The organism is Devosia sp. (genome assembly GCF_028290435.1).
GTDB lineage: Bacteria > Pseudomonadota > Alphaproteobacteria > Rhizobiales > Devosiaceae > Devosia.
On sequence record NZ_JAQGJV010000039.1, the window covers coordinates 1 to 12,651 of the forward strand.

A 12,651-nucleotide genomic window follows, 5' to 3' on the forward strand; every position below is an offset into this window, starting at 1 on the left:
TGGCGAGCAATTGCACGCCGTCCTCGATCCAGCGAAACGGGGCCAGCAGGGCGAAACCGAACAGCTTGCCGGGCAAGGTGGTGAGGCGGGCAGGCAGGCGTCCTGATAAGCTCAGTGACAGGACCGACAGCGCGACGAGCGCGCAGAACAGGCCGGCAAGGCTGGGCGCCTCGATCAGGGGCAGGACCGCGGCAATGGTCACTGCGATGGCGATGACCAGCGACTTGGCGCTGATCGGCCTTATGGCAGTCAACACGGCTCCCGTCGCGATGGCGGCGGCGAGGATAGCCAACGACAGGCCCGGCTCGTGCCGAAACAGCAGCAGGTCGGCGACGGCAACCAGCGCCAGCGTCGCGGCGATGGCTCTACCGGCGTGGCGCAATCGCAAGCTGGGTGGCGGCACCACGCTGATTGTCGTTTCGGTCATTCAAGTCCTCCTCGGGACGGCAATCGATCAAAGAAAAAGCGCAACCCGAATGACCCAGCCCGGGTCCTGTGCATGGGATCTGGAGGTCGCCGACCAGCCACCAGCCGTCATGACGAAGACGGTAGGGCATCTGGGCGGAGCGATCGGGCTGGGTCGTATCGGTGTTGCGCATGAGCAGAAGATGCGCCGGGCGATTGCAGAATTTGTGCAGAGCGGGAGGAGCTATTGAGGAGTTCGTCAATCCGCCGAGCAGATCACTTCGCCATCGATCTCGACCGGGCCGTCGCGATAGAGGCTGACGTGATAACGGCCAGGGAAGAAACCGTCTTGTTCCGTATCGGCCTGCGTGGTGATCAGCAATTCGGACGACGAAAAGGCGCCGCTATTGTCTTCGGTATAAAAGCGCAGGTTCAGCACGTTCTCGTCGTACCAATATTGCGTCAGCATCGCATCGGTGAAGACCACGAGCTGCTGATCCGCCGCCGGCCCATCGAGGCCAGCCCGAAGCTCGGTGCGCAATTGTATCAGCGGATCGCCCGACCCATGCGGCACCACGCCCATGATGTCGAAGGCCACATGCTGATCCTGGACGCTGCAGGACAGCGTGCCCGTGGCGGCCGCAGGCAGAATACCGGCCAGCAGCATGACAGCGCTCAAGGCGATAGGGGGCAGATACATGGCGATGGCCTTCGGTGATGATGTCTTGGGCGCCCTATAATGGGCTCCGATTGAACCGCCGACCCACGGCTCATTCAGCCTGGGTTCACCCGCTGCGGGCGATGACAGATGCAGTCCCGCCGCAACCATTTCCGATTAGAGCTTTCATGCCGAAGCGTCCCAATTTCGTCTCCACCCTGCTCGCCGGAGTGCTGCTGCTTGCCACTGGCTTGCCCAGCTTTGCCGCCAGCAATATCTGCAGCTTCCAAGCCTATTCCGACGACAGCGACCCCGCCGGCGCCAACGTGCGCAGTGGTCCCGGCACCGATCACGACATTATCGGCGTGCTCAAGGCGGTACACGACACGGAGGGCTACGACTGGTCGCCGGAATTTGCGGTGACCGCGTTCAAGGATGGCTGGTTCAAAATCGGCGATATCCGCATGCGCGACTATGGCGACTTCCCCCCGGTCGACGTCTTCAAGGGCCCCGGCTGGATTTCGGCCAAGCTGGCGGAATTTGAAGTCAAGGACTGGAACATGCGCGAGGCGCCGTCGCTCGATGCAAAAGTGACGCTCGAAATGGCCTCCGATACGCCCTGGTATCTCGGCACCGCGCGGATCACCACCATCCACGGCTGCGATGGCGGTTTTCTCGACGTGACCATCACCAACCCGGCCGGCCAGACCAAGCGCGGCTGGGTCACCGATCTCTGCGCCAATCAGGCCACCACATGTTCATGAAGCCCATCGCCCTTGCCGCCGTGCTGATCGGCCTCGCCGCCGCTCCGGCCTTCGCTGCGGCGGTGACCTATTCGGGTACGCGCGGGGACCAGAAGATCATCCTCGAACTCACCGAACCCGAGGACGGCCCGGTGCTCGGTCGCTATACGCAACTGTCCGAAGGCGCCGACGTGCCGCTGCACTTCATCATTCAAGGCAAGGACGGCTTTGAGCTGGCCGAGGAAAAGCGGTGTACGCCCGAGATCTGCGTGGTGCCGGAGGACGGCGACTACAGCACCGCGCCGCTGGGGGCGCACTGGATACTGCATTACGCGGCCGACCGCGCGACCCTGACGGGCTTGTGGTATGCCGAAGTGCCCGGTGCCGCTGTGGTAGCGGTGACGCTGACGCGCGTCGGCCAGCGGGTCTACGACCGCGAGGATGGCTTCGCCTACGATTATTTCCTGTGGAACGACTATGACGGCGCCCCGATCACGCCCGAGAACACGCCCTACGACTACGCCAAGATGCAGGTGGCGCTGACTGAAGGTCCGCTCCAGACCATGAACGGCGCGACCTATCACGAGGTGATCGATCCGCGCACCAAGTTCACCTTTCCCCGCGTCGTGTCGCTGCCGGGCGGTGGCGATATCGCTCCGGTCAACACCATGCTCGACCAGCAGCGCTGGGCCACCAGTTTCATCGGCCTGCAATGCCTGGGCCAGGACTATCTCAGCGGTGGCTGGGATACCCGGCGCGTCGGCAATGGCTATAGCCCGCTCGGCGATATCGACCAGGAGGGCATTTCGGTCGACTATATCAGCGACACCGTGATGAGCATCAGCCAGGGCGGCAGCATCTATTGCGGCGGTGCCTCGCCCCACAATCACATCGATTATTACACCTACGATGTTCGTGCCGGTGGCGCGCTGGATCTCAGCCGGATTTTCAAGGACTGGGACGCTGCCAGCAACGATCCGACCCAGGCATTGGTGGATTGGGTCATTGCGGCCTATCCCAAGACGCCCGACTATGACGCCGATTATGCGGCGGAATGCGAGATCAACGGGAACATCGCCGAGCATCTGGATATCAGCTTTGCCCCGGACGACACCGCGGTGTTCCTGATCGGCGGCATCGACCAGGCCGCCTGCATGGGCGCCATCGTCACCATGCCGCTGGCCCAGATCAGGAACCTGCTGACCGATACGGCGTCCGATTATTTTCCGTCGCTGAACTCCTGAGGAACAAGCCGAACCGGGCGGCATTGCGCATTGAGGAGAACACCGCCAGGCTTGTGAGATTGATTTTCAGCACGCATTAAATCCCTGTATTTTTGTAGGAATTTGCCGATGACACTGGGTTTTGTTGGGACAGGTACGATCGCCGCGGCGATCGTGCGGGGGCTGCGGCGGGGCGGGGACGATCGGCCGATCGCGCTGTCGCCGCGCAATGCGGAACTGGCCGCCGAGCTGGCCGCCGGACTTCCAAATGTGCAGATCGCCGCCTCCAACCAGGATGTGCTTGACCGGTGCGATACGGTGTTCATCGCCGTCACGCCGCAGGTGATCGCCGAGGTGATGGGGGACCTGCGGTTCGAGCCGCGCCACCGGGTTATCAGCCTCGTTGCCACCGTCTCGATGCGCCGCCTGTCGGAACTGGTTGAGCCGGCCGCGCGATTGCGCCGCGCGGTGCCGCTGCCCTTCGTCGCCAGTGGGCTGGGCGGCACTTTGCTTTATCCGGCGGACCCGGAAATCGCGGCGATGTTCGACCGGCTTGGCCGCGCCATCACGCTGGCCAGCGAGGACGATATCGATGTGCTGACCGTCGCCAGCGCCACCATGAGCGCCCACTTCGCCACCATGGCCAATATCGACAACTGGTTGGTGGCAAAGGGCATTCCGGCCGAACAATCGCGGGCCTATCTGGCCCAGCTTGGGGTGGGACTCGCCGCCGCGGCCGCTGACAATCCCGAAGTAGGCTATGCCCAACTGGTGCGCGACTACGCCACGCCTGGGGGCCTCAACGAACAGCTACGCCGGCATCTGGATGAAACCGGCGCGCAGCAGAGCTACACCGAGGGCCTTGATGGGCTGTTTGCCCGCGTCAAAGGCCGATGAGGCGAATTAGACGATAGGCTTGTGACTGCGCCGTTGATTTTCTGCGCAATCCAAATAATATTGTGTCCCAATAGGCTGGCAATGACCAGCAGGGCGGAGACGGACCAATGGCTTCTTTGGATTTACGCAATATCGAAAAGGGCTACGGCCCCGTTTCGGTGATCAAGGGCATCGATTTGCATGTCGATGAGGGCGAGTTCGTCGCCTTGGTCGGCCCGTCGGGCTGCGGCAAGTCCACCATTCTGCGCATGATTGCCGGGCTCGAGGACATCACCGGCGGCGAGATCGCCATCGGCGATCAGGTCGTCAATGACTTGACCCCGCGCGAGCGCAATATCGCCATGGTGTTCCAGAGCTACGCGCTCTATCCGCACATGACCGTGTCGCGCAATATGAGCTTCAACCTCGAACTGTCCGGCAAGCCCAAGGCCGAAATCGCCAAGCGCGTCGCCAACGCCGCTCGCATGCTGGAGCTGGAACCGTTGCTCGACCGCAAGCCCAGCCAGCTCTCCGGTGGTCAGCGCCAGCGCGTCGCCATGGGCCGCGCCATCGTGCGCGACCCCTCCGTGTTCCTGTTCGACGAACCCCTGTCCAACCTCGATGCCAAGCTGCGCGTGCAGATGCGCGGCGAGATCAAGGCGCTGCACAAGAAGGTCGGAGTGACCTCGATTTACGTCACCCACGATCAGGTCGAGGCCATGACTTTGGCCGACCGCGTCGTCGTGCTCGACAAGGGCGTGATCCAGCAATCGGGCACGCCGATGGAGCTGTATCGTCATCCGGCTAATGTGTTTGTCGCGGGGTTCATTGGTTCGCCGTCGATGAATTTCCTCGATGCCAGCATTGTCGGTCCGGGTCAGGCGAAGACGCCCGAAGGCGTGGTGTTCGATTTCGTGCCCGGCGGCGCGGTATCGGTGGGGCAGGCCGTGATCATTGGCCTGCGGCCCGAGCATTTGCTGCTTGATGGTCCGGGCACCGTGATCGAGGGCGATGTCGACTATGTCGAGCCCACCGGCGGGCAGACCTTTGTGAATCTGCAGATCGGGGGCCGGGCAATCACCGTAGTGGTCAGCGGCGCCGTGGACGTAGACGCCGGCAGCCGCCTGAGCGTCCGCGCTGGGCGTGAGCAGGTGCATGTGTTCGATGCGGCGAGTGGGAATCGGGTCAGCGCCTAGTCGCTCCGCCCACTCGATCTGATCCCCTCCCCCTTGAGGGGAGGGTTAGGGTGGGGGGAACTCACCCCAAGAGTGGCGTTAGCCAAAACAAGTCCCAGTCTGTGGAGGATTCCCCCCACCCCTGATCCCTCCCCTCAAGGGGGAGGGCATCGACTGGCCGTTCGGTTATTCCATCATCAAGGCCGTCAGCCTGCTTCCCTCTCCCTTGCGGGGGAGGGGGCGAGACAGGCCTTGGGTGGGGCACCAATATTTGATCAGCCACAAGCTTGCCGAGCGAGAACTCGTGCGCATCTCGCCATCTCAAGATGGCCCCAGCCTTCGCCGGGGTGACATCGAGATTGGGATGCCGACGGTGTCCTACTTCACCGCCCCCGCCGTCAGTCCCGCGATAATATGCTTCTGTGCGGCAAAGAATACGATCACGGTTGGCAGAATCGTCAGCGTGATGAACGCCAGGATCAACTGCCAATCCGTCGCGAATTCACCCTTGTAGACCATGATCCCGAGCGGCCAGGGATACTTGCTCTCCGAGTTGAGCATGATCAGCGGCAGGATATAGCTGTTCCAGCTGCCCACAAACGAGATGATGCCCACCGTGGCGATGATCGGCCGGCTTAGCGGCAGCGAAATGTGCCAGAAAAACCGGAAATAGCCCGCGCCATCGACGAAGGCGGCGTCGAACAGTTCGGTGGGTAGGTTGCGGAAATAGTTGCGGAACAAGAGGATGCTCATGCCCAGGCCAAACGCCACCTGCGGCAGCACAACGCCCCAATAGGTATCGAGCAGGCCCAGATCGCGAATGCGGATGAACAGCGGCAGGATGGCCGTGGCGGCGGGGAACATCAGCCCCACCAGGAAGTAATTGAGCAAAAAATCCGAGCCGAAGAATTTTACATGGGCGAAGGTGAAAGCCGCCATCGAGGCGAATAGCAGCGTCAAAAATACCGTCAGCACCGCGATCAGCAGCGAATTGCCCATTTGTAGCCAATAGCGCTGGCTGAACAGGATATCGCCGTAGTTCGACCAGATCCATTCCTTCGGGATGCCGAAGGCATTGCCGCGCAGGTCGCCAATGGTGCGGAAGCCACCAAAGGCGGTGGTGAGCAGGGGCACGACGACGATTGCTGCCACGATAATCAGGCAGGCGTAGAGATAGGTCTGTGTTCTGGTGCTCAGCCGGCGGCCGCCCGTGGGGGCCGTCGCGGCATCGATTGGGGTTGCGGTCAGCTCAGTCATTTTTCATGAAAACCCGTTTGTAGCTGAACGCCAGGGTGACGCAGATGATGAACAGGATCACGCCCACCGCCGAGCCGAAGCCGACCTGCATGCGCATCACGCCGAACGAGAACAGGAAGGTCACCAGCGTCTGCGTGGAATTCGATGGTCCGCCGCCGGTCAGTGGCATGATCATGTCGAACAATTGCAGCGAACCCACCACGGCAAAGAAGATCGACAGGCGCACCGTCGAGCCCAAAAGGGGCAGGGTGACGCGGTAGAATTTCTGCCAGCCGGTCGCGCCATCGATATCGGCAGCCTCCAGCACGCTCTTGTCGAGCGACTGCAGCCCGGCGATAAACAGCATCATGTGGAAGCCGAAATACTTCCAGACGATGACCGCCAGCACAGCGTAGAACGCCACCTGCTTGTCGGCCAGCCAGAAGGGCGGCGTCTGCCCGAAGGCGCGCGCGATATTGGCCACGAGGCCGAATTCGCCATCATAAACGAAGCGCCAGATCAGGCCCGCCGCCACATCGGCCAGCACGTAGGGCAGGAAGAAGATCAGGCGAAAAAACGTCGCGCCCTTGATGTTTCGGGTGACCATGGTGGCCAGCCACATCGCCAACGGCACCTGGATGCAGATCGAAATCAGGATGATCAGGCCGTTATTGACCAGCGCATTGCGGAACGCGCTCTGCTTGAACACCAGTTCATAATTCTTCCAGCCGATCCACTGGGTCGGCAGGCCATAGCCGTTCCAGTTGAAGAAGGAATACCACGCGGCTTCCCCCATCGGCAGGATGACGAAGACCGTGAACAGCAGCAGCGCTGGCGGCAGGAACAGCACCAGCACCGGCCATTTGCCGCGCATCTGTGAACGCCGGCGGCGGCCAAGCCCGAGAAAGCTGAAGGGACGCGCTGACACGCCGCTCGCGGTAGTGATCTGGCTCATTGCGGCCGGTCGCTCCTGCTTAAAACGAAAAACCCGCCGCGCCATCCGAAGACGGCGCGGCGGTGTTCGCGACTACATTTCCATCGAGAATGCGTCCTGGATCTGCTGCAGGGCATCTTCGGGCGTCACTTCACCCGAGACGATGCCGACCGACATGTCGTTGACGACGCGGCCGACATTGGGGCCCAGGTCCTGGTCCAGATAGTTCTGGTGCCAAGTGGCCTTGGCCATCTGCGCGGCGCTATCGGCCATTGATGGGTCCTTGACGCCGCTTTCGGCGCCCAGCGTCGTCGGCAGGATGTTGTTCTTCTCGGCCATCGTGGCTTCACTGGCCTCGTTGGTCAGGAATTTGAGGAAGTCCTCGGTTTCCGGTGGTGCATTGGTTGTCACCACCCAGCCATTGAGGCCGCCGAAGTCGTCGGTGACGAGACCGGCGCCGCCTTCAACCAGCGGGAAGGCGAAGCGGCCCAGGTTTTCTGGCGGCTGGCCCTTGCCGTCAGTGGCCACATTGGCCTGGTTCTGCGGCGTCGCCGTATTTTCAAAGCCGAGCAGCATGGCGGCGCGGCCATCGCCGAACACGGCCTGGGTGTCGTTCCAGTTGGCGCCCAGATAGCCGTCCTGGAAGGGTTCCAGCTTGCCGAGGTCGGCGAGATCCTGGCTGGCCTTGACGAAAGCCTCGCCCTGGAAGCCTTCACCACCCTTGGCCGCAGCGAATCCGGCCTGGCCAGCTTCGCGCATCGCCAGATAGCTCCAGTAGAAATGCAGCGGCCACTTGTCGCCGCCACCGCCCGCGATCGGGGTGATGCCGGCAGCTTTGATCTTGGTGACGGCACCGAGGAAATCGGCCCAGGTCTTGATCGTTGTCGCGTCGACGCCGGCTTTTTCGAACAGCGCCTTGTTGTAGAAGAACGAGACCACGCCGGACTGCGTGGGCGCGGCCCAAACCTTGCCATCCACGCTCAGGCCATCGACGGCCGCAGGCGAAATCGTGTTGCGCCAAGCGCCGCCATCGGCATCCATCGCCGCGGTAATGTCGCGGATCTTGCCGGTTTCCGACTGTGCCTTCAGCACGCCGCCGCCCCAGGTGTAGAACATCGAGGGCGCGTCATTGGACTGCAGCAGGGTTGGCAGCTTGGCCTTGAAGGCCTCGTTTTCGAGGAACTGGAACTCGATCTTGACGTCCGGATGGTCGGCCTCATAGGCCGCCGCGAGATCCTGCATGGTCTTGAGGCGGTCTGGATTGGCTTCCAGATGCATCCACTTGATGGTACTTTCCGCATAGGATGCGGACACACCGGCGGTCAGGGCGATGGCGCTGAGCGCAAGCATAAATGAGCGCCGCGTGGCGCGGCCAAAATGCAATTTCATGGTAATCCTCCCGCATGGACATATTTGTCCTTGATGCGCATTAAATAGGGCGCGGCTTTATCGATCTGTCAAGGCCCAGCTCGAAACGGCGCGACGACTAGCGACGAAATTGCCGGATATCGGGCGTTTTGCTCTTGCGCCCCGACCAAACCCGCGGCTACAACCACCGCACTTAATTCGCGTCGCGTTGTAATTGCGGCTGCGAGGGGACGAACCGAGTTATTGCCGCCCGATGAAGACCGCCGACCCCGAATTGATGCGGGCGATCAACCGCTTCCACGTTCTCGATACCATTCGGCGGTTCGGGGCGATTTCGCGCGTCGAGATCGGCGAGCGCACGGTGCTTTCGGCCACGACGGTCTCCGCCATCACGGCCTCGCTGCTTGACGATGGGCTGATTTCCACCCGCCATGAGGGCGATTTGCGCGGCGGCGGTGCCCGAGGACGGCCCCGCGTCATGCTCACCCTCAATCCCGAGGCCGCCCGTGTCGTCGGCGCCAAGATCGCCTCCAACCGGCTGGTATTCTGCGTCACCAATTTCCAGGGCGATGTGCTCGCCAGCCTGACCTTGCCGGTCCGCGTCGATCGCCTGCCGGTCGAGGTGATTGCCGATCTCGTCGAGGATGGCGTGCGCCGCTGCGTCATGGACGCAGGTCTGGCGCTCAACGAAATCAAGACCGTCGCCCTGTCGCTGCCCGGCATCATCGAGCACGGCACCGGCCGTGTGCGCTCCAGCGCCATATTCCGCGATCCCAATGTGTCGCTCAAGGAAGCCATCGTTAAACGGCTCGATATTGACACCATCGTGGAAAGCGACGCCAACGCGATCACCATGGCCGAGCACTGGTTCGGCCGCGGCCGCGATTGCGACGATTTCGTGCTGGTAGCCATCGAGGAGAGCTTGGGCCTCGGCGTTTTGCATGGCGGCCAACTCTTCCGCGGCGCCCGCGAATTGAGCCTGACGCTGGGCGACATGATCATGGGTTCGGACCCAGAACATGCCATCAAGCTCTCCGAACTCGCCAGCGAGCGCGCCATCCTCGATGGAGACCATGGCGACTCGCGCGTCCGCGACGCCATCCGGCTGGGGCAGGGCATGGGGCGCGTCCGTGGCCTGATCGAAGAGGGCGACAACGAATTGCGCATCGCCGCCGCCCGCGCCGGCTCGGCTTTGGGCATCGCCATCGCCAATCTTGTTGCGCTGTTTGCGCCGCCGCGCGTGATCCTTGTCGGCTCGACACTGGCGCTCGGCGATTATTTGCTGGACTCGTTGCGGGTGGCGTTTGCCAAGGCCATCCCCGATCCGCTCAAGAATGTCGCCCAGATCGTCATCGACGAGGTCAGCGACGAACTGTGGGCGCGCGGCGCCGCCGCTGTGGCGCTGGGCGAACTCTACGGCTCGCCCTGGGGCACCACCGGCCCGGCGCGGCGCAGCACTGCAATCGAATTCTCAGAAAAATAAGCGGGGAGATAGATCATGGATAAAGTTGGTATCGGCATTATCGGCCTGGGCAATATTTCGGCGGCCTACCTCAAGGCCAGCAAGGATTTCCCCATTCTCGACATCCGCGCCGTCGCGGACATGAACCCGGCGGCGGCCAAGGCGCGCGCCGATGAATTCGGCCTCAAGGCGGTCGGCCTCGACGATATCTTCACCGACCCGTCGATTGATATCATCCTGAACCTGACCATCCCTAATGCGCATGTGGATGTTGGCCTGCGCGCCATCGCGGCCGGCAAGCATGTCTATTCGGAAAAGCCGCTCGGCGTGGTGTTTTCCGAGGGCCAGAAACTGCTCGCGGCCGCCAAGGCCAAGGGCCTGCGCGTCGGCTCAGCGCCGGACACTTTCCTCGGTGGTGCCCACCAGACCTCGCGTCGCATTGTCGATGAGGGCACGCTGGGCCAGCCCGTTGGTGGCACCGCCTATTTCATGTGCCCCGGCCATGAGCGCTGGCATCCAAATCCAGCCTTCTATTATGAAGCCGGTGGCGGACCGATGCTCGACATGGGACCCTATTACATCACCGATCTGGTCAACCTGCTTGGCCCCGTCGCCAAGGTCTCGGGCTTTGGCACCATGGTGCGCCCGACCCGCACCATCACGTCCAAGGAACGCAATGGCGAGGTCATCCCCGTCCATGTGCCGACCCACGTTTCGGGCACGCTGGTCTTCGTCAACGGCGCCGTAGTGCAGGTGACGATGAGCTTTGACGTCGCTGCCCATAAGCATGTGCCGCTCGAAATCTACGGCACCGAAGGCACGCTGATCGTGCCCGACCCCAACCATTTCGGCGGCCAGATCGAGCTGCTGAAAAAGGGCGGCGAATGGGCCAATGTCGAAACCGATATGCCCTATGCGGGCGAGGGCAATTACCGCTCGATCGGTCTGGCCGACATGGCGCATGCCATCGTCTCCAATCGTCCGCACCGGGCCAGTGGCGATCTGGCGCTGCACGTGCTCGAAGTCATGGAAGCGTTCGAGACCTCGTCGCAATCGGGCCGGGTCGTTGACATCACCACGCCGGTCACCCGCCCGGCGCCCCTGTCGGAATCGCTGGTCAACGGCCGGCTGGGCTAAAGAATATTCGGAGGAACTACTATGCGCGAAGCACTGATCGTCTGGGGTGGCTGGAGCGGGCATGAGCCCGAACAATGCGCCGCCATCATCAAGACCATGCTCGAAGAAGACGGCTTCAAGGTCTATGTGGAAAATACCACCGAGGCTTTTGCCGATCCGTCGATCAAGGACCTGAGCCTGATCGTGCCGATCTTCACCATGAGCAAGATCGAGAAGGAAGAGGTGTCCAACCTCGTCGCCGCGGTCCAGGGCGGCGTGGGTCTTGCCGGCTATCACGGCGGCATGGGCGACGCTTTCCGCGATGCGGTGGACTACCAGTTCATGGTCGGCGGCCAGTGGGTGGCTCACCCCGGCAATATCATCGACTACCGCGTCGATATCACCCGCTCGGATGACCCGGTCATGGCCGGCATCGAGAGCTTCGCCTACCATTCCGAGCAGTACTATATGCATGTCGACCCCTCCAACGAGGTGCTGGCAACCACGACGTTTAATGGCGATCACGCCTATTGGATCAACGGCGTCACCATGCCGGTGGTGTGGAAGCGCAAGCATGGCGAGGGGCGGGTATTTTATTCCTCGCTCGGCCACGTATCGAGCGAATTCAAGGTGCCGCAGATGAACACCATTTTGCGTCGCGGCATGAACTGGGCTGCGCGGTAAGGATCTTTACTCTCTGCTGAGGGGAGCCTTCCCGGACTTTCAGTCGTCTCCCTCCCCCTTCGCGGGGAGGGATCAAGGGTTGGGGGGATGTCTAGCCCCGATCTTGAATCGTGGCTCCGAACACCCCCACTCAACCTCCCCGTCAAGGGGAGGAGTTGGTCCGGTGCATATGGCGCGATCGTGTTTCCCGACACAAAACCTGTTCCCTCCCGCTTGCTGCGGGCGCTAGGGTGAGGCTCTGAATCCGCCCCCGAGCCCACCCATGCCCTTCCAAGCCCTCCTCACCGAAAAATCCGAAGCCGGCAACATCACCTCTAGCGTCCAGACGCTGGAGGAAACTCGCCTGCCGGACGGCAACGTCACCATCGCCGTCGACTGGTCCGGCCTCAACTATAAGGATGGCCTCGCGCTCACGGGCGGTGGGGGCATCGTTCGGGCTTACCCCCATGTCGGCGGTATCGACGCCTCGGGCACTGTGCTTGAGAGCACCGATCGGCGTTATGCCCGTGGCGATCAGGTCATCCTGACCGGCTGGCGCGTCGGCGAAACCCGCTGGGGCGGCTATGCGCAAAAATTGCGGCTTGAGGCCGACTGGCTGGTGCCGCTGCCCAAGGGCATGTCCACCCGTACCGCCATGGTGCTGGGGACTGCCGGGTTCACCGCCATGCGCGCCATCGACCGGCTTGAGGCCAACGGCCTCACTCCCGGCGATGGCGAGGTGCTGGTGACCGGGGCAGGGGGCGGCACCGGCTCCATCGCCGTGCACCTGCT

The 12,651-nt window shown here is 62.5% G+C and carries 11 protein-coding genes and 2 pseudogenes; 8 read left to right on the plus strand and 5 right to left on the minus strand.

What is annotated here, in order from left to right; genetic code table 11:
* Window positions 1-427, minus strand: a pseudogene (locus JWP26_RS10190) (DUF4173 domain-containing protein); the annotation flags it as partial.
* Window positions 428-664: 237 nt separating this feature from the next.
* Entirely contained in the window at window positions 665-1,105 is a 441-nt protein-coding gene (locus JWP26_RS10195) for a hypothetical protein (RefSeq protein WP_299726734.1), read from the minus strand.
* 146 nt (window positions 1,106-1,251) lie between these two features.
* Here JWP26_RS10195 and JWP26_RS10200 point away from each other — a divergent pair, with 146 nt between their 5' ends.
* The 4 genes from JWP26_RS10200 (at window position 1,252) to JWP26_RS10215 (ending at window position 5,101) form a co-directional block, all read left to right on the plus strand.
* Window positions 1,252-1,827: an SH3 domain-containing protein gene (locus tag JWP26_RS10200; RefSeq protein WP_299726737.1), complete on the plus strand. Its 576-nt coding sequence runs from the start codon at window positions 1,252-1,254 to the stop codon at window positions 1,825-1,827.
* Window positions 1,818-3,050 carry a hypothetical protein gene (locus JWP26_RS10205; RefSeq protein WP_299726740.1) on the plus strand — a complete coding sequence of 411 codons (1,233 nt, stop codon included), beginning with the start codon at window positions 1,818-1,820 and terminating at the stop codon, window positions 3,048-3,050. The genes JWP26_RS10200 and JWP26_RS10205 overlap by 10 nt, the downstream gene beginning before the upstream one ends.
* Window positions 3,051-3,158: 108 nt before the next feature.
* Window positions 3,159-3,926: a pyrroline-5-carboxylate reductase gene (locus JWP26_RS10210; RefSeq protein WP_299726743.1), complete on the plus strand. Its 768-nt coding sequence runs from the start codon at window positions 3,159-3,161 to the stop codon at window positions 3,924-3,926.
* Window positions 3,927-4,033: 107 nt separating this feature from the next.
* Window positions 4,034-5,101, plus strand: coding sequence for an ABC transporter ATP-binding protein (locus JWP26_RS10215; protein WP_299726746.1), 1,068 nt, complete (start codon window positions 4,034-4,036; stop codon window positions 5,099-5,101).
* A gap of 357 nt (window positions 5,102-5,458) precedes the next feature.
* Here the strand turns inward: JWP26_RS10215 and JWP26_RS10220 are convergent, their stop codons facing one another.
* From JWP26_RS10220 to JWP26_RS10230, 3 genes are all read right to left on the minus strand, one after another.
* A complete protein-coding gene (locus tag JWP26_RS10220) occupies window positions 5,459-6,337 on the minus strand; it encodes a carbohydrate ABC transporter permease (protein ID WP_299726749.1) in 879 nt (292 codons plus the stop codon).
* Window positions 6,330-7,190, minus strand: coding sequence for a carbohydrate ABC transporter permease (locus JWP26_RS10225; RefSeq protein ID WP_299726764.1), 861 nt, complete (start codon window positions 7,188-7,190; stop codon window positions 6,330-6,332). Before JWP26_RS10225 ends, JWP26_RS10220 begins: the two co-directional genes overlap by 8 nt.
* A gap of 153 nt (window positions 7,191-7,343) precedes the next feature.
* The gene (locus tag JWP26_RS10230) at window positions 7,344-8,639 is read right to left on the minus strand and encodes an extracellular solute-binding protein (protein WP_299726752.1); all 1,296 of its coding nucleotides are present in this window, start codon (window positions 8,637-8,639) and stop codon (window positions 7,344-7,346) included.
* Between the two features lie 232 nt (window positions 8,640-8,871).
* Here JWP26_RS10230 and JWP26_RS10235 point away from each other — a divergent pair, with 232 nt between their 5' ends.
* From JWP26_RS10235 to JWP26_RS10250, 4 genes and pseudogenes are all read left to right on the plus strand, one after another.
* The gene (locus JWP26_RS10235; RefSeq protein ID WP_299726755.1) at window positions 8,872-10,101 is read left to right on the plus strand and encodes an ROK family transcriptional regulator; all 1,230 of its coding nucleotides are present in this window, start codon (window positions 8,872-8,874) and stop codon (window positions 10,099-10,101) included.
* Between the two features lie 15 nt (window positions 10,102-10,116).
* Complete coding sequence (locus tag JWP26_RS10240) at window positions 10,117-11,217, plus strand: Gfo/Idh/MocA family oxidoreductase (protein ID WP_299726758.1); 1,101 nt, start codon at window positions 10,117-10,119, stop codon at window positions 11,215-11,217.
* 21 nt (window positions 11,218-11,238) lie between these two features.
* Window positions 11,239-11,880, plus strand: a complete 642-nt coding sequence (locus tag JWP26_RS10245) for a ThuA domain-containing protein (RefSeq protein ID WP_299726761.1) — start codon at window positions 11,239-11,241, stop codon at window positions 11,878-11,880.
* A gap of 262 nt (window positions 11,881-12,142) precedes the next feature.
* Window positions 12,143-12,651 (plus strand): annotated as a pseudogene (locus tag JWP26_RS10250) (oxidoreductase); the annotation flags it as partial.